We start from the raw sequence: 17018 nt of genomic DNA, 5'->3' as shown, positions 1-17018 counted from the left end.
CAGGCTAGAAGCGGCTTATAGGCAAATGTATTTGCAAACGGAACCCCATAAATCGCGGAATCGACATGAATTCTACAGCCTTTGCCGCCATTAGCCAAAACGACGTTGGACAGCTTCGACATAGGAGCGGCTGACGGGCATCTCAACGCCGTCACGTGCGATGACGAAAAGCTTGCCGTTGTCGCGTTTCAGCCGGTCGACGTGTTCCGTCGCGATCCAATGGGATCGGTGCAGGCGTATGCCCTCCGTATTGCCGATTTCCGTGAGCGCATCGCCGAAACGCAGCAGGATGAGCTCCCGACCGCGTGTTGTCACAACCTCGGTATAGTGATCGCGAACGGTAAGCCTTACCAATGCACCCCGGTTTTCCGGTTTCAAGCGCAATAGAATCGGCGGCTGGGAAGCCAGCGTTCGAATCTCTGCCGCGGCGGTGAGCGTAGCTTTCGCCTCCGTGGCATCCAATCCCTCGGCCACCATCAGTATCTGCCGGTGCATGGTCAGATAGGTGAGAACACAGAAGAGGACGCAAAGCGGTATGGAGTCGAGCGAGTGATGCAGGCTGGCGGTCAGGCTGGGCGCTGTTCCGAAGAATGCGAGCTCAACGAGCGTGATACCGAAGCCAATCGGCAATGCCGCGACGACGGATCCGATCATCATCCGGGCGAACATGCTCGCTATAGCCCTGCGTAGCAGGATTTCGGCGGCGACGGAGAAGACGACCGCGCACGACCAGGCCATGGCGTGAAGGGCAAGCCAGTAGCCGAGCCGCGCTCCGGGCATCAGCCGATCAAGGGTGCCGTACGGGCCGGTCACGGCAAAGATCAGGACGATCGTGACAAAAGTCGCCCAGAAGCGCGGTGAACGCTGGATGACCTGCAATTCACGAAGCGTGGATTGCAGAAAGGTGTGATCCACGAAGATTTCCGTTCTTTTGCGCAATTTCGATTGAGAGAACAGCAATATCGCGGAAAGGCTCGATAAACTCAACCGGATACAGATGATGACTCTTGAGCCGCTTATCGATGCCCCGATCGCGATCCAGATCCATGTCGTGGCGGTCGTTCCCGCCGCCCTGCTCGGCGCCTATCTTCTCGTCAGACCGAAGGGGACGCCGAGGCACCGTCTGCTTGGCAAGATATGGTTGGCCTTGATGGTGATTGTGGCGCTGTCGAGCTTCTTCATTCATCAGATCAACATGTTTTACGGCTTCAGCCCCATTCACCTGCTTTCGGTATACACTTTGCTTAGTTGCTGGGGCGCTATCGTCAATGCCCTCAAGCACAATATCGAAGCGCACAAGCGTATCGTTAGAAGTCTTTATTTCGGCGGCGTTGTCGGTGCAGGAGCTTTTGCCTTGCTTCCGGGCCGCATCATGAACGAAGTGGCTTTCGATGGCGATGAACTCGCCCCGCTCCTGGTCGCGGCCGGTATAGGCGTCGCGCTTTTGTGGCTGACGTCGAAAGAAATGTGGCGCCGCCGTCGTTTAACCCGATAGCCAACTGGCTTTGTCCATCTTCCTGGATATATAAATGCCTAAGGGACTTTAGTTTTTAGGCATCGCCGGGAGGTGCGCTATGGATTGGAAGGGACGTCGGCAATCCGACAATATCGAGGATGAGCGTGGCTCATCGCCGATGGATGGCGGTTCGGGAGGTGGTCCCCTCGGCGGTGGCGGCATGGGCTTTCCCGGCGGCGGCATGCGGCGCGGCGGCGGTTTGAGCATCAGCACCATCATCATTCTGGTGGTGATTTTCCTTGTACTGAGGGCCATGGGCGTCGACGTCATCGGGCTCCTGCAGCAGAGCGGCGCTTTGGACGGTGGTCCAGGTTACCAGCAGAGCGATTCCCGCGGCGGCAACGCCCCGCCGGCCAACGACGAGATGAAGCAGTTCGTGGCAACAGTGCTCGCCGATACCGAAGACACATGGACCGGCATCTTCAAGTCGATGGGCAAGACCTACACCGATCCGAAGCTGGTGCTGTTCTCCGGCCGTTTCCCGTCAGCCTGCGGCACGGCATCGGCTGCGACCGGTCCTTTCTATTGCCCGAGCGACCAGAAGGTCTATCTCGACATGGCCTTCTTCCAGCAGATGAAGGATCAATTCGGCGCAGCCGGCGATTTCGCGCAGGCCTATGTGATCGCGCATGAAGTCGGCCATCATGTCCAGGACTTGCTTGGTATCCTGCCGAAGTTCAATCAGGCCCGCCAAACCATGAGCGAGGTGGACGCCAACAAGATGTCGGTGCGGATCGAGCTGCAAGCCGATTGCTTCGCCGGCGTCTGGGGCAAGTTCACCCAGCAGAAAGGCATTCTGCAGGAAGGCGACCTCGAAGAGGCGTTGAATGCCGCGCAGCAGATCGGCGACGATACGCTGCAGAAGCGCAGCCAGGGTTATGTCGTTCCGGATAGCTTCAACCACGGCACGTCGGCACAGCGTGTAAAATGGTTCAAGCAGGGTTTCCAATCCGGCAAGCTCAGCGACTGCGATACGCTGAACAATCCGGTTTAAAAGGAGAAGGTGACCCTTCCTACTTCTCGCTGTCCATGTGCGCCAATTGCGCCTCCGCATAGCGGCCGCCAGCGGCGGCGCCCTTCGGGATTGCGCGTTCGATCGCTGCGAAATCCGCTTCGGACAATTCGACGGATAGCGAGCCGAGGGCCTCGGTCAGGCGATCGCGGCGGCGGGCGCCGATGAGGGGGATGATGTCCTCGCCTTGGGCGTCGACCCAGGCAATGGCGATCTGCGCAACGCTGACGCCCTTGGCGTCGGCGATCTGGCGCAGTGCTTCCACCAGCTCCAGGTTCTTCTCAACGTTTCCGGCCTGGAAGCGCGGGCTGAAGGCACGGAAATCACCCTTCTGCGCCGCATCCTTCTGCCAGTGGCCGCTGATCAGGCCGCGGGAGAGGACGCCATAGGCGGTGATGCCGATGCCGAGTTCGCGGCAGGTTGGCAGGATTTGGTCCTCGATGCCGCGCGAGATCAGCGAATATTCGATTTGCAGATCTACGATCGGATGCACGGCAGCGGCGCGGCGGATGGTGTCGGCTCCGACTTCGGAAAGGCCGATATGCCTGACATAACCCTGCTTGATCAGATCGGCCATTGCCCCGATCTGCTCCTCGATCGGCACGTTCGGATCGAGGCGGGCAGGGCGGTAGATATCGATATACTCGACGCCGAGGCGCTGCAGCGTATAGGCGAGGAAGTTGCGGATTGCGGCTGGACGCGCATCATAGCCTGACCAGGCGCCGGCGGGATCGCGCAATGCGCCGAACTTGACGCTGATCAGGAAATCGTCGCGCTTCACCCCTTTGATCGCCTCGCCGATCAGCATTTCATTGTGGCCCATGCCATAGAAATCGCCGGTATCCAGCAGGTTGATGCCGGCGTCGAAGGCGGCGTGAATGGTGGCGATGCTCTCGGCGCGGTCGGATGGTCCGTACATGCCGGACATACCCATGCAGCCGAGGCCGATGGCGGATACTTCGGGACCGGTCTTGCCCAATTGACGCATCTGCATTTCAGTTCTCCTTCATCAGCGGCGCTCTCCGAGAGGCGTCTTCGAGATCGGTTTACTCCATCGCCTGCTGTGCGATAATCCGGTTAAATTGAAACGGGCCGTTTGGAATTTTGTATAATGAGTGATTTGCCGCTTGCCGATCTCGATGCCTTTGCTGCCGTCGCCCGTGAGCGCAGTTTTCGGGAGGCTGCGCGTAAGCGCCATGTCTCAGCGTCATCATTGAGCGAGGCGTTGCGGCGGCTCGAGGAGCGGCTCGGTGTGCGCCTGCTCAACCGTACCACCCGTAGCGTCACGCTGACAGAGGCCGGCGAGCGGCTGATCGAGCGGCTGGGACCAGCGATGGGCGAGATCGCCACAGCACTCGACGATATCAACACATTCCGCGATACTCCCGGCGGGACGCTGCGGCTCAATGTGCCCACGGTGGCCGCCATCGTGATCATACCGGGGATCATCAATCGCTTCCTGAAAGCCTATCCGGGTATCTCGGTCGAAATCGTCGCCGAAGACAGTTTTATCGATGTGCTGGCGGCGGGTTATGATGCCGGCATTCGTTACGACGAGCGGCTGGAACGGGATATGATCGCCGTGCCGATCGGGCCACGGCAGCAATGCTATGCTACCGCCGCTTCGCCGGCCTATCTTGCGGCGAATGGCACGCCTCGTCACCCGCGCGACATTCTCGACCATCGCTGTGTCCGTCACCGTTTCCTCAGCAGTTCGGCCTTTCCTTGGGAGTTCGAAAGGGAAGGCGAGACGATCGTCATTTCGCCGCCCATGGTTCTCGCCACCAATTCAGTCGATATCGAACGCTGCGCTGCCGTGGAGGGTCTCGGCATCATCCGAACCTTCAGGGAGTTCATCGCGCCGCAGATCGCAAGCGGTGAGCTGGTTCCTGTTCTTGAAGAGTGGGATACTGCCTTTCCCGGCCCGTTCCTCTATTACGCAAGCCGTCGCCATATGCCGGCGCCGCTTCGAGCCTTCGTCGATTTTCTGAAATTGGAGCAGCGGCGCGTGAACGGAGGATAGGCGCCGTCTTTGCGCCGAAGATCAAAAAAATCGGGCGGCAAATCAAGAAGATTGAAGCGTTCACGGATTGTTTCCGGCAAAATCTTTCGGTATGGGGACGCTTTGATTTTTCGTTCACGTTCTGTCTCTTMATGGAGATGGGGCCACCAATAGGCAAACTCCATGATCGATCAGAAATTTGTACGTCGCGGCCTTTTCCTCGTCTTTGTCATCCTCTTCCTCGATGTCATCGGCATTGCCATCATCATGCCGGTCATGCCGAAATACCTCGAGGAACTGACGGGCGCTTCGGTMAGCGAGGCGGCCACGGATGGCGGCTGGCTGTTGCTTGCCTATGCTGCCATGCAATTCCTGTTCTCGCCGCTGATTGGTAATCTGAGCGACCGTTTCGGCCGTCGTCCGATCCTGCTCGCTTCCGTGCTGACCTTCGCGATCGACAATTTCATCTGCGCGATCGCCGGCAGCTACTGGATATTGTTCGCCGGCCGCATCCTAGCCGGTATTAGCGGAGCAAGCTTCTCGACGTGCTCCGCCTACATCGCCGACATCAGCAATGACGAGAACCGGGCTAAGAATTTCGGGTTGATCGGCATGGCCTTCGGCGTCGGCTTCGTGCTCGGACCTGTGATCGGCGGTTTCCTCGGTGAATTCGGCCCGCGCGCTCCCTTTTATGGTGCGGCAGCGCTGTCGCTCCTGAACTTTATCGGCGCCTATTTCCTCCTTCCGGAAACGCTGGAAGCGAGGAACCGCCGCCGGTTCGAATTTTGGCGTGCCAGTCCGCTCGGCGCATTGCGGCAAGTGCGCCGCTATCAGGGCCTTGGTTGGGTCTTCGTCGTCATGTTCTTCAACTGGTTGGCGCATGGTGTCTTTCCGGCGGTCTGGTCCTTCGTCAGCTCCTATCGTTATGGATGGACCTCGCTGGAAATCGGCCTTTCGCTCGGCACCTATGGCATTGGCATGGCGCTGGTGATGGGTTTTGCTATGCCTCGCATCGTGCCGGTGCTCGGCGAATGGAAGACCGTGGTGTTCGGGCTCGTCTTTTCCGGCATCGGCTTGCTGGGATATGCCTTCGCGTGGCAGGGCTGGATGGTCTATGCGGTGATCGTAGTCACGGTGATCGAAAACGTTGCAGACGCGCCGCTGCGCTCCATTGCAGCAAGCAAGGTGCCCCCATCGGCACAGGGCGAGCTGCAAGGCGCTCTCGGCAGCCTGACCAGCATTACTGCGATCATCGGACCGGTGCTGTTTCCCTACCTGTTTCGCTATTTTACCGCACCATCGGCGCCCGTGGCTTTCGCGGGCGCTCCATTCATCATGTCCGCGTTGCTGATTGCGGCCGCAGTGTTCGTCTTTGTTGCCAAGGTGCACAAGAACGAATCGAAAGCCGCGGTGGAACCGGCCGTTCAGGAAGTGGCCTAAATATTCATCAGATATTTTGATGATATGATGAATTCTTCAGCATCGGGGTTTTGCCGACTGGCTTTTCGGGTCAAGTTGCGCTAAGCCGATGGGCTTGCGCACCCCTGGGTAGGCGGTTTGCGCTTTCTTAAATCGAGTTTTCAAGATGGATACGCCGGTAGCTGCGCGCCCCTTCGCGCACGACAATAATAATTCGTGGTCTGCGCATGTCCGCGCCACCCTGGCGCTCGGCATACCGCTGATCGGCGCGCAACTGGCGCAGCTTGGCATCAACACAACGGATGTGATGATCGTCGGCCGTCTCGGTGCCGAGCAACTGGCAGCCATGGTGCTCTCTGCGCAGTTTCTCTTCACGATCCTGATTTTCGGTTCGGGCTTTTCCATCGCCGTCGTACCGCTGGTGGCTCAGGCCTATGGTAGGGGCGATGTGGCTTCGGTGCGCCGTGCATTGCGCATGGGCCTATGGGTCGTCACGGCCTATTGGCTGGTGGCGCAGCCGGCCTTTCTTTATTCGGAGCAGATCCTTCTTGCGGCTGGGCAAAAGCCGGATGTCGCGAGGCTTGCGAGCGGCTATATTGCGATCGGCCACTTCGCCGTGCTGCCGGGGCTGCTTTACAACGTCATTCGCGCACTCGTGAGCGCCATTGGCCGCGCCGGCATCATCCTCAAGGTCACCATTGCCATGCTGGTGATGAATGCGGTGCTTGCCTACTGCCTGGTGCTCGGCCATTTCGGCATGCCGGCGCTCGGGCTGCATGGTGCGGCGATCGTCTCCGTTGCGGTGCAGACGGCGGGGTTCCTGTTCATTCTCGGCTATGTGCAGAGCCGCGAAGAGACGCGCCGCTACGAAATCTTCGTCCGTCTTTGGCGGCCGGATTGGCATGCGCTCTGGGAAGTCGTTCGCCTTGGCTTTCCAATCAGCATCACGGTTCTGGCCGAGGTCAGCCTGTTTACGGCCGCTTCGCTGTTGATGGGGCAGATCGGTACGATTGAGCTCGCCGCGCATGGTATCGCGCTGCAGTGGGCGTCGATCGCCTTCATGATCCCGCTCGGCCTCAGCCAGGCGGCGACCGTGCGGGTCGGTGTTGCGCACGGGCAGGGTGATCATCTCGGCCTAAAGCGCGCGGCAATCGTGGCGCTTATCGTTTCGAGCTGCATTGCGCTCTGCGGCAGCATCCTGTTCGCGACGGCGCCGGCGTGGCTGGGAAGCTGGTTCCTTGACGTCAAGTCGGCAGAAGCGCCGCAGGTGCTCGCCTATGCGGCGCCGCTGATCGTCGTGGCCGGCCTGTTCCAGCTTGTGGATGGACTGCAGGCAATCGCCAGCGGTCTGCTGCGCGGTTTGAAGGACGCGCGCGTGCCGATGATCATGGCGCTGATCGCCTATTGGCCGATCGGTTTCTTCCTGGCATGGCTGCTTGCCTTCCCGCTTGGCTTCGGTGGGATCGGTATCTGGTTCGGCTTTCTTCTGGGGCTGGCCTCGGCCGCAACGATGCTCTGCACGCGGTTCTACATCCTGGTGCGCTCGGAGAAATTGGCTGGCTGACGCCGGTCAATTTGACGCCGGAGCGGGCAAGACTGCTGACAAAAATTGACAGCATGGTCGTCTATATTGGTGCCATACCAACGACGGGAGACGATCATGATTTTCAAGGCAAGCAATCGTAACGATGCCGCGCTGTTCCCGCGGGAAGAATCGATCAGTCAGGGTGCACCGGTGCGCCTCCTGCCGCATGCCAACGTGTCTCGCGGAGAACCCAAGCCTGCCGAGAAATCCTATTGGCTGGCAGTGGCTTCCACGGAGCACGTTCGCCTCGGGCGCGAACATGGCTTCATGCAGGTTTGCCACGGCAAGCCGGGTCCGCTGAAGCGCATCAAGCCGGGTGACGGCATCGTCTATTATTCGCCATCGCTGACGATGGGAGACCGGGACGGTTTCCAAAGCTTCACGGCCATCGGCTATGTCCGCGAGGGCGGGGTTTATCAGGCGCAGATGGATTGCGGAAAAGCCTATCGGCGCGATGTCGATTGGCTCGATGCGCCCGAGCAGCCGCTTCGTCCCTTGCTGGGTTGGCTGGATTTTACCCAGGATAAGAACTGGGGCTACAGATTGAGATTCGGGCTCGTCGACTTTGGACAGTCCGATTTCGAATTCCTGCAGGAGATCATGATGAGCGAACTGGAAGTCGTAAAGCAGCGTCGCCTGCAGGCGTAAGCCGATGTGAAGACATAGAGCGGTTCAGCGTTTCACGGAATCGCTTTCCCGCTCTATCCCTTTGTTTTTGCGCATTCCGGACGGAAAACCGCTGCGCACTTTTCCTGGAAGTGCTCTATACCTCCCAACTTGACGCGTAAAAAAAAGCCTCGGATTGATCGCGAATCCGAGGCTTTCTTATGTGTTAGGCGGCTGATGCGCTCAGGCGCGCTCGGCCAAAGCCGGTTCGCCCTTCTTCTCGCGCACCAGATTGACGAAGCGGCGGAAGAGGTAGTGGCTGTCCTGGGGGCCCGGAGAGGCTTCCGGGTGATGCTGCACGGAGAAGACCGGCTTGCCGGAAACGCGCAGGCCGCAATTGCTGCCGTCGAACAGCGAAACGTGAGTCTCCTCAACGCCTTGTGGGAGCGAGCTCGAGTCGACTGCGAAGCCATGGTTCATCGAGACGATCTCGACCTTGCCCGTCGTGTGATCCTTGACCGGATGGTTGGCGCCGTGGTGACCCTGATGCATCTTCGCCGTCTTGGCGCCGAGCGCGAGGCCGAGCATCTGGTGACCGAGGCAGATGCCGAACAACGGGATTTCGGTCTTCAGCAGGTCCTTGATGACAGGCACGGCATATTCGCCGGTTGCCGCCGGGTCGCCCGGACCGTTCGACAGGAAAATACCGTCGGGCTTCAAAGCCAAGACATCATCGGTGGATGCGGTCGCCGGCAATACGGTGACCTTGCAATCGAGGCCTGAGAAGAGGCGCAGGATATTGCGCTTGACGCCGTAATCGAGGCAGACGACGTGATATTTGGCATCGTCGGCGTTGAGTTCGCCGTAGCCTTCGTTCCAAATCCAAGGCGTCTGGGACCATTGCGACGATTGGCCTGACGTGGCGACCTTGGCGAGGTCGAGGCCTTCCAGGCCGCTCCAGGACTTCGCATCCGCCTTCAATTGCTCGATATCGAAGACGCCGTTCGGATCATGGGCGATGACGCCGTTGGGCATGCCGTTTTCGCGGATCCAGGCGGTCAGCGCGCGGGTGTCGATGCCGCACATGCCGATGATGCCGCGAGCCTTCAGCCACTGGTCGAGATGCTTTGCGGCGCGGTAGTTCGAGGGATCGGTGATATCGGCCTTGAAGACGACGCCGACGGCGCCATGCCGGGCGGCAGGCGTCAGATCTTCGATGTCTTCGTCATTGGTGCCGACATTGCCGATATGGGGGAAGGTGAAGGTAACGATCTGGCCGAGATAGGAGGGGTCGGTCAGGATTTCCTCGTAGCCGGTCAGCGCCGTGTTGAAGCAGACTTCGGCTTGGACCTTGCCGGTCGCGCCGATACCCTTGCCTTCGATTACGGTGCCGTCGGCGAGAACGAGCAGGGCACTCGGCTTTTCAGTTGTCCATGGGGCTGTCGCGGTCATTGTCATCCCGTTTCCGGCGTCGTGCGCGGCCTTGAAAAGACCGTGGGCTTCCGCCATGTTTGTGCCGATTGCAGCCGGCGACCTGCGTCGCGGCTTGAGACCTTCATATCGATCTAATGTGCAGGTGCTGGACATAGCCAAACAAGGCGTGTCGGTCAATGCGCCCCGTTCGTTTCCCGCCAAGGAATTCGCCGGCTTTCGAGCAAACCTGATGTAATTGCATTGATCGCCGCTGATGGTCTATGAGACTGGCAACGTGAAATGAGAGGCTAGGCGATCGTCGCCGGCTTGCTTAAGGAGTTTAAGACATGATCCGCGAAACGCTTTCCAACGCCCAGAAAGATGCCATGAAGGCCAAGGACGCGGCGAGGCTTTCGACCGTGCGCCTCATCCTCGCCGCGATCAAGGACAAGGACATTGCCAATCGTGGTCTCGGCAAGGAACAGGCAAGCGACGACGAGATTCTGCAGTTGCTCGCCAAGATGATCAAGCAGCGCGAAGAGTCGGTGAAGATCTACATGGATGGCGGACGTCCGGAACTGGCCGACAAGGAACGCGAGGAAATCGCTGTTATCCAGGGCTTCATGCCTGAGCAGCTTTCCGACGAGAAGGTGCGCGAGATCTGCGTCGCCGTCGTGGCGGAACTGGGTGCGCAGGGTCTGAAGGACATGGGCAAGTGCGTCGCCGCCCTGCGCGAGCGCTATGCCGGGCAGATGGATTTCGCCAAGGCTTCGGCGATCCTCAAAGAGCTGCTGAAGTAAGTCTTTGTTGCTCCGTCGGTGCGGGCTCGGGCTGCGCGCCGACGGTTTCTTCCCAGACATTGCCGATGATGGCGAATTTTTCGGCCTGGTAGTCCCAATATTCCTGAATGAAGCCGCGGGAGAGCCAGAAGTGGCTCTTGCCCGGACTGCCGACCCAGCCCACGCTTCCCATCGCCGATGCCTTGCTCATCATCCGTTTCACATGCGTTCTGGAGATCAGGAAGCGTTCGCAGATCTCGCTGAACGAAATCGGACCGATATCCATTCTCGCCGCCGTCGGATCCATCGTTCCGATGCGGGAGATCAGATAATCCATGATGACGCCGCCGGAATTTGCCCAGGTGAAGAGATCGAAGGTCTCGCCGGGATGGCGAACTCGGTCGCTGGCAATGATTCTGGATGCGACTGTCGGCTGCAGCACTGCAACGAGTTCCGGTCGTTCGACAAAAGTCGCAATCCGCTGGCTGCCATCCAGGCTGTCGAGCACCATGAGGTGGATATAAAACCATTTCGCGAGCTGTTCGACCGCCGCTTCGGTCGGCTCGATCGGGCGCAGGCGCTTGTCGGGTGAGTCGGGCAGATGGCGCATATAGCGATAGGCGAGCATTTCCTGGATGAAGCTCAGCGCCGTATTGTGGCTGGCGATCTCATGTTTGAGAACGTAATCCACAAAGCGGCGGGCATAGAAGCCCGGCGGCTCTCCGTCTATTCCGCCGTAATGCAGTCCGAGGCCGGCTTGGGCCATCAGCCAACGTTGCTGGGAAGCAAAAACAGAGCTCATGCGTGGATTGCCAACGTATGCGGCAACCATCTCGCGCGAGCAGCCGAGAACAATTGTGAAGAAACGAAGATCAGAGGCAAGTTCTTCCGCAACGAATGACATATGAAGATTTCCAATGAGCCGGGGAATTCATCGGCGCGGCGGTGTCAATTGTCAATTGAATTTGGATGTCATGGCGTAAATGGAGTATTGCTAATATATCCGCTCCGGCTAGAGCTTTGATGAGCTGGGGGCAATCGCCGAAACGGCGTCGAATTTAGCGCGCTTTGCGCCACCCTTGACCGCAAATAGAGAAGGCAGGAGCTGGGGGAGCTCCTGCCTTCTTGCGCTTTGCAGGCGTTTGATGACGCAGGGTGGGGCCCAAAAATCAAACGTCTTTTGCAAAGGCACCCAGGTGAGGCGGCGCCGGGGGTAGGGATGGTGCCTCACCTGGGTATGGGTGAACTTTACTTGATGATCCTGACTTGCTCTGGCGAATCCATGCCTTGCGGCTGCAACCAGGATATCTGAACCTTGATGCCGGCTTTGAGGGCCGGAACTTTCATATCAACGGGTACCTGATAATCGGCCCCGGTATAAAGCACGTTCGTCGTCACCGCCGGTGCTACACCCTGCGTTGTCGTAGCCGAGCTATAGTTAGCTGTGGCGAAGAGGGCAGCGGCAGCAAAGGGTACGAGCAGAACGCGCATTTGAATTCTCCCAAACTGGAAACCTGTACCTCTGGCTTCCTGTCCGTCGGGGCGTCTAGGCATGTCGCGTCGCGAAGCATTTGTTCGCCGGCTTGTCTCGTCCCGTGAGAAGAAAGCTATTGCGCTGCACACCAACAATCAAATTACAAAAAAATAATGTTTGGCTTACGAACTATGCCTCAAATGCGCCACCGGCAGGGAAGAACGCGCGCCTTTCGACCTTCGGCAACGGTTGCCGCTTGCGTCGTTTTTCGCCCTTAACTGCTCATCCTTATAATCAGTAACTCTTTGCTTTTGCGAAGTTTTCGGCACGGTCTAGCTGTGGTGCCGGGTTTTTGCGATGCACATATAGGCGGGAAAAGCTGGACCTGATCCTGCCTCTGACGATGCCGAAAACCGCCTCCCAACCAGGGGCACGGACATGAATTGTGCCGAAGCTTTCACGGAGTTGTGATCGGAAAAGTTGAATTCGACTATCCAGCGAGAAGGCTGTGAATAGCGGGCGTGGCGGAGGGTTCTCGTGGCAATGCGCTCCGTTCCTGATTATATGGGGGCAAGCCAGAGGTAGTCATGCGATTTTCCAATACGTTTCTCGATGAGATTCGCGACCGCGTTCCCATTTCGGACGTGATCGGTCGACGTGTGACCTGGGATCGGCGCAAGACCAATGTGCCGCGCGGCGATTATTGGGCCTGCTGCCCGTTCCATGGCGAAAAGTCACCGAGCTTCCACTGCGAGGACCGCAAGGGCCGTTATCACTGCTTCGGTTGCGGCGTCACGGGCGATCATTTCCGTTTTCTGACCGAGATCGAGGGGCTCAGCTTCCCCGAAGCGGTGCAGCAGATCGCCGACATGGCGGGCCTTCCCATGCCGGTCGCCGATCCCATGGAGGCAAAGCGCGAAAAGGAGCGCACATCGCTGCTCGATGTCATGGAAATGGCAACGCAGTTCTTTCAGGATCAGCTCCAGGCGGCAAACGGTGCAAGGGCGCGCGCCTATCTGCGCGATCGCGGCCTGACCGGCCGCACCATCGAGACCTTCCGCCTCGGCTATTCGCCGGACAGCCGCAATGCACTCAAGGAGTTTTTAGCCGGCAAAGGCGTCTTGAAAGAGCAGATGGAAGCTTGCGGCCTTGTCGTGCACGAGAATGTGCCGGTCTCCTACGACCGCTTCCGTGATCGTATCATGTTCCCGATCCTGTCTTCGCGTGAAAAGGTGATCGCCTTCGGCGGCCGTGCCATGTCGCCGGATGCGCCGGCCAAATATCTCAATTCCAACGAGACCGAACTCTTTCACAAGGGCAATGTGCTTTACAATTTCACGCGTGCGCGCCGTGCCGCCCAGGGGAACGACGGTGCAGGGACGATCATCGCCGTCGAAGGCTATATGGACGTCATCGCGCTGCATCAGGCTGGCGTCGAGAACGCGGTTGCGCCGCTCGGCACGGCGCTGACGGAAAACCAGCTCGAACTCCTGTGGAAGATGACGCCCCAGCCGGTGCTCTGCTTCGATGGCGACGGCGCCGGCATTCGCGCCGCCAATCGTGCCGCCGATCTGGCGCTGCCACATATCAAGCCGGGCCGTACCGTGCGCTTCGCCTTGCTGCCCGACGGCAAGGATCCCGATGATCTCGTCCGCCACGATGGCCGCGCACCTTTCGACAAGGTCATGGCGCAGGCAAAGCCGCTGGCGGAAATGATCTGGAGTCGCGAAGCGGGCAGTGGCACCTTCGACACACCGGAGGCGCGCGCCGAACTTGAGGCGCGGCTGAAGCAGATGGTTTCGGTCATATCGGACGAGAATGTCCGCCGGCATTATCAGCAGGACATGCGCGACCGGCTGAACGGGCTGTTCCAGCCGCAGTTCCAGCGCGGCGGCAATCAGCAGGGGCGCGGTTTTTCCCGCGAAGGCAATGGCCGCAATTTCGGTGGCCGCGGCGGGTCGACCCGTGATCGGCAGCAGGTCGCCAATATAACGGCGTCGGATCGCTTGACGCGTTCAGGCATGATCAAGGGTCATCAGGACATACCGGGGCTGCGCGAGAGCGTGTTGGCGTTGACCATCGTCAATCATCCGGCGTTGCTGCAGGACGAATATGATGAGATCGCTGCGATCGATTACGAAAGCCGCGAATTGCAGCGTCTGTGGTCCGCCATGCTCGGCACGGCAGCAGCCATGGCCGGCCCGCAGCTCAATCGCGAGCGGCTGCTCGAGCAGTTGGAGGAGCAGGGTTTTGCCGCATTGCTGAAGAGCCTCGACCAGCAGGTGCGCAATGCCCGGCTTTGGACGGCGACCGAGGAAGCCGCCACGGAAGATGCGCGCGAGGGATATCGCCAGGCGCTTGCGCTTCACAAGCGGTCGAAKGCGTTGCGTTGGCACAAGATCGAGCTGCAAAGCGCGATCGCCGAGGCAACGGAAGAGGGTGACGGCGACCTTATCGAGCAGTTGATGCGCGCTTTGCAGGAAGTGCAGCTCGAGGCTTTGCGCCTCGAAAACCAGGAAGCGATCATTGATGGCTTTGGCGTGCTTTCCGGTCGCATCAAAGGGGCAGCGGGGAAATAGGGATAGATGTCACTGCCAGATCGACAGGAGCCGCGGTTTTCCGCCGATGATGCGCTGTTCGGGAGAGACAATTCGGGAGCGGCGCCGCTCGATATCCTCAAGCGGGTCTATGGCTATTCCGCCTTTCGCGGCAAGCAGCAGCAGGTGGTCGAGCATGTGGTTTCCGGTGGCGATGCGGTCGTGCTGTTTCCGACCGGCGCCGGCAAATCGCTTTGTTTCCAGATTCCGGCGTTGTGCCGCGATGGCCTCGGCATCATCGTTTCGCCATTGATCGCCCTGATGCGCGATCAGGTCGAGGCGATGAAACAGCTCGGCATCCGGGCGGCGGCGCTGAACTCGTCCTTATCGCGGGATGAGGCAAGTGATGTCTATCGCGCCATCTCCGGGGGCAGGCTCGATCTGCTCTATGTCACGCCCGAACGCATCTTGACCGACGGCTTCAGCCAGATGATCGCCAAGGCGAAGATTGCCTTGTTCGCGATCGACGAGGCGCATTGCGTCTCGCAATGGGGACATGATTTCCGGCCGGAATACCGTGATCTCGGCAAGCTTGCGGAACTCTTTCCCGATGTGCCGCGCATCGCGTTGACGGCGACGGCCGATCCGCACACGCGCGACGATATCATCGAGAGGCTGGCGCTCGATAACGCCAAGGTGTTCACCACCAGCTTCGATCGCCCGAATATCACCTATGAGATCGTCGAGCGTGATCAGCCGCGTCAGCAATTGCTGCGTTTCCTCGATGGTCATCGCGGCGATAGCGGCATTGTCTATTGCCTGTCGCGGGCCAAGGTCGAGGATACGGCGGAGTGGTTGAACGGGCAGGGCGTTCGCGCGCTTGCCTATCATGCCGGCACGGATCGGTCGGTGCGCGATGCCAATCAGGATGCCTTCTTGAAGGAAGAGGATCTTTGCCTGGTGGCGACGGTCGCCTTCGGCATGGGCATCGACAAGCCGAATGTCCGCTATGTCGCCCATCTCGATCTGCCCGGTTCCGTCGAGGCCTATTATCAGGAGACCGGGCGCGCGGGACGCGACGGCCTACCGTCCGAAGTCTGGATGGCCTATGGCATGGCTGACGTCATCCAGCGGCGGCGGATGATCGATGAGGGCAATGCTGCGGAAGAGATCAAACGCGTCGAGCGTGCCAAGCTCAACGCATTGCTTGCGATCTGTGAGACGGCCGGCTGCCGGCGACAGGCGATCCTTGCGCATTTTGGCGAGGGGCATGGCGGCGGCTGCGGCAATTGCGACACCTGCCTGAAACCGGTCGAGACTTGGGATGGCACGGAAGCGGCGATCAAGGCGCTCGCCGCGGTCTACCGCACCGGCGAGCGCTTCGGCACCGGCCATGTCATCGATGTGCTGATGGGGACGGTCAATGAGAAGACCGAGCGTTTCGGTCATGTGAACATGCCGGTTTTCGGGGCCGGCAAAGATATTCCCGCCCGCACCTGGCAGTCTGTCTTCCGCCAATTGCTGGCAAGCGGCTTCGTCAGCATCGATCACGCCGCTTTCGGCGCGATGAAGCTCGAGCCGGAGGCGCGGGCGGTCTTCAAGCACGAGCGCCAGGTTTTCTTCCGCAAGGACAGGCCGGAGGCGGGGCGTCGCGCCAAGAAGGCGGCGCGGATCGAGAAGCGGCAGTCAAGCCTGTCGAGCGAGGCTCAGCCGCTGTTCGAGGCGTTGAGAAGCGAGCGCGCCAGGATCGCTAAGGCGCTCGGCGTGCCGCCCTACGTCGTTTTCCCGGATACGACACTGATTGCCTTTGCTACGGAGCGGCCGACAAGCCGCGATGCCCTCCTGGAAATTTCGGGCGTAGGGCAGTCAAAGTTGGAACGCTACGGAGATGCGTTCTTGAAGGTTATCCGGGCGTTCGAAGAGGGATGAGCGGCAGGGGCTTTCCTTTACCCGATATCAGTGAAAGCGAGATCATTTCCCTTGTAGAGCAAGCCCACATTCAGGGCTTTGGCGCAAGCATAAGCGAAACAATCGCCAAAATTGAGATCGGCTTTGTGACCTACCGCCTTGCCATATCGAGCGCTTGCTTCCAGTGCGGCTTTGCCAATGTCCGATGAGATTTCGATCTCCTGCGCCCCGATATCCTCGATAAATGTATCAATAGCTTGTCCGGCCCGTCGAAGGAGAGATGGTGATGGTTTTTGCCCGGGGACCGGGGTTTTACGACGGGCGAGGGCTAAGGTTGCCTCGAACTTCACGAGTGGCGATACATAGAAATCGCTGTTGACCTTCGCCAGGCTTTTTTCAATTTCCTCATAGCCTGGCTCCTCGCCAAGTATTGCGACAATTGCCGATGCGTCGATAAACATCAGTCATCGCCCCACATTTCATCAGTGAACGCTTTCATATCGAAATTTGGATCATTGGGGCCTAGTGCATCGGCCATTGCTTTGGCGCGGGCCAGTCGATCGCGCAGCGGAAGCTCCTTCCTTGCGCGTGCAAGCTCATGTTTCAGCGCTTGGCGAACCGCCTCCGTTTTCGTGGGCGCCTTGGTCAATTTCTGAATTTCGTTAGCTAAGGAGTCTACTTCCGCATCGCGAATATAAAGTGCCATCGATATATCTCCCATGTATATCTGTATATCACGGCGGCGATATTCAAGCCAGCGACACTTT

17 protein-coding genes are annotated in these 17018 nt (G+C 59.3%); 10 read left to right on the top strand and 7 right to left on the bottom strand.

The window, feature by feature from the left end; translation table 11 throughout:
* Window positions 1–90: 90 nt before the first annotated feature.
* The gene (locus QD357_RS04830) at window positions 91–915 is read right to left on the bottom strand and encodes a LytTR family DNA-binding domain-containing protein (protein ID WP_107108620.1); all 825 of its coding nucleotides are present in this window, start codon (window positions 913–915) and stop codon (window positions 91–93) included.
* Between the two features lie 85 nt (window positions 916–1000).
* Here QD357_RS04830 and QD357_RS04825 point away from each other — a divergent pair, with 85 nt between their 5' ends.
* Together QD357_RS04825 and QD357_RS04820 are read left to right on the top strand one after the other, a co-directional pair.
* On the top strand, window positions 1001–1495 hold the full coding sequence (locus tag QD357_RS04825; protein ID WP_107108840.1) for a DUF2306 domain-containing protein: 495 nt from the start codon (window positions 1001–1003) through the stop codon (window positions 1493–1495).
* A 79-nt stretch (window positions 1496–1574) separates the two neighbouring features.
* Window positions 1575–2510 carry a neutral zinc metallopeptidase gene (locus QD357_RS04820; protein ID WP_107108619.1) on the top strand — a complete coding sequence of 312 codons (936 nt, stop codon included), beginning with the start codon at window positions 1575–1577 and terminating at the stop codon, window positions 2508–2510.
* A gap of 19 nt (window positions 2511–2529) precedes the next feature.
* Here QD357_RS04820 and QD357_RS04815 read toward each other — a convergent pair whose 3' ends face one another.
* The gene (locus QD357_RS04815) at window positions 2530–3522 is read right to left on the bottom strand and encodes an aldo/keto reductase (RefSeq protein WP_414124079.1); all 993 of its coding nucleotides are present in this window, start codon (window positions 3520–3522) and stop codon (window positions 2530–2532) included.
* A 117-nt stretch (window positions 3523–3639) separates the two neighbouring features.
* On the opposite strand from QD357_RS04815, the gene QD357_RS04810 reads away from it, so the two are divergent.
* The 4 genes from QD357_RS04810 (at window position 3640) to QD357_RS04795 (ending at window position 8182) form a co-directional block, all read left to right on the top strand.
* A complete protein-coding gene (locus QD357_RS04810; RefSeq protein WP_107108617.1) occupies window positions 3640–4551 on the top strand; it encodes a LysR family transcriptional regulator in 912 nt (303 codons plus the stop codon).
* Between the two features lie 162 nt (window positions 4552–4713).
* The gene (locus tag QD357_RS04805) at window positions 4714–5970 is read left to right on the top strand and encodes a TCR/Tet family MFS transporter (RefSeq protein WP_107108616.1); all 1257 of its coding nucleotides are present in this window, start codon (window positions 4714–4716) and stop codon (window positions 5968–5970) included.
* Window positions 5971–6115: 145 nt separating this feature from the next.
* A complete protein-coding gene (locus QD357_RS04800; protein WP_107108615.1) occupies window positions 6116–7513 on the top strand; it encodes an MATE family efflux transporter in 1398 nt (465 codons plus the stop codon).
* A 96-nt stretch (window positions 7514–7609) separates the two neighbouring features.
* Window positions 7610–8182 (top strand): EVE domain-containing protein, encoded by a 573-nt coding sequence (locus tag QD357_RS04795; protein ID WP_107108614.1) that lies wholly within the window; start codon window positions 7610–7612, stop codon window positions 8180–8182.
* A gap of 201 nt (window positions 8183–8383) precedes the next feature.
* On the opposite strand, the gene carA is transcribed toward QD357_RS04795, so the two are convergent.
* A complete protein-coding gene (gene carA, locus QD357_RS04790; protein WP_107108839.1) occupies window positions 8384–9592 on the bottom strand; it encodes a glutamine-hydrolyzing carbamoyl-phosphate synthase small subunit in 1209 nt (402 codons plus the stop codon).
* Window positions 9593–9647: 55 nt separating this feature from the next.
* Here carA and QD357_RS04785 point away from each other — a divergent pair, with 55 nt between their 5' ends.
* Together QD357_RS04785 and QD357_RS04780 are read left to right on the top strand one after the other, a co-directional pair.
* Window positions 9648–9809 carry a hypothetical protein gene (locus QD357_RS04785; RefSeq protein WP_414124078.1) on the top strand — a complete coding sequence of 54 codons (162 nt, stop codon included), beginning with the start codon at window positions 9648–9650 and terminating at the stop codon, window positions 9807–9809.
* A 91-nt stretch (window positions 9810–9900) separates the two neighbouring features.
* Window positions 9901–10353: a GatB/YqeY domain-containing protein gene (locus QD357_RS04780; RefSeq protein WP_107108613.1), complete on the top strand. Its 453-nt coding sequence runs from the start codon at window positions 9901–9903 to the stop codon at window positions 10351–10353.
* On the opposite strand, the gene QD357_RS04775 is transcribed toward QD357_RS04780, so the two are convergent.
* Together QD357_RS04775 and QD357_RS04770 are read right to left on the bottom strand one after the other, a co-directional pair.
* Window positions 10334–11236, bottom strand: coding sequence for a hypothetical protein (locus tag QD357_RS04775; RefSeq protein ID WP_414124077.1), 903 nt, complete (start codon window positions 11234–11236; stop codon window positions 10334–10336). The two genes, QD357_RS04780 and QD357_RS04775, sit on opposite strands and share 20 nt — an antisense overlap.
* A gap of 344 nt (window positions 11237–11580) precedes the next feature.
* On the bottom strand, window positions 11581–11823 hold the full coding sequence (locus QD357_RS04770) for a hypothetical protein (RefSeq protein ID WP_414124076.1): 243 nt from the start codon (window positions 11821–11823) through the stop codon (window positions 11581–11583).
* 570 nt (window positions 11824–12393) lie between these two features.
* On the opposite strand from QD357_RS04770, the gene dnaG reads away from it, so the two are divergent.
* Both dnaG and recQ read left to right on the top strand, forming a co-directional pair.
* A complete protein-coding gene (dnaG, locus tag QD357_RS04765; RefSeq protein ID WP_414124075.1) occupies window positions 12394–14385 on the top strand; it encodes a DNA primase in 1992 nt (663 codons plus the stop codon).
* A 6-nt stretch (window positions 14386–14391) separates the two neighbouring features.
* The gene (gene recQ / locus QD357_RS04760; protein ID WP_107108610.1) at window positions 14392–16272 is read left to right on the top strand and encodes a DNA helicase RecQ; all 1881 of its coding nucleotides are present in this window, start codon (window positions 14392–14394) and stop codon (window positions 16270–16272) included.
* 17 nt (window positions 16273–16289) lie between these two features.
* Here the strand turns inward: recQ and QD357_RS04755 are convergent, their stop codons facing one another.
* Window positions 16290–16712: a type II toxin-antitoxin system VapC family toxin gene (locus QD357_RS04755; protein WP_107108609.1), complete on the bottom strand. Its 423-nt coding sequence runs from the start codon at window positions 16710–16712 to the stop codon at window positions 16290–16292.
* Entirely contained in the window at window positions 16712–16957 is a 246-nt protein-coding gene (locus QD357_RS04750; protein WP_107108608.1) for a type II toxin-antitoxin system VapB family antitoxin, read from the bottom strand. The genes QD357_RS04755 and QD357_RS04750 overlap by 1 nt, the downstream gene beginning before the upstream one ends.
* Window positions 16958–17018 lie beyond the last annotated feature (61 nt).

The sequence above is a fragment of the Rhizobium sp. BR 317 genome, from assembly GCF_047445835.1.
GTDB lineage: Bacteria > Pseudomonadota > Alphaproteobacteria > Rhizobiales > Rhizobiaceae > Rhizobium > Rhizobium paranaense.
This window is presented reverse-complemented; position numbering and strand designations above follow the sequence as displayed.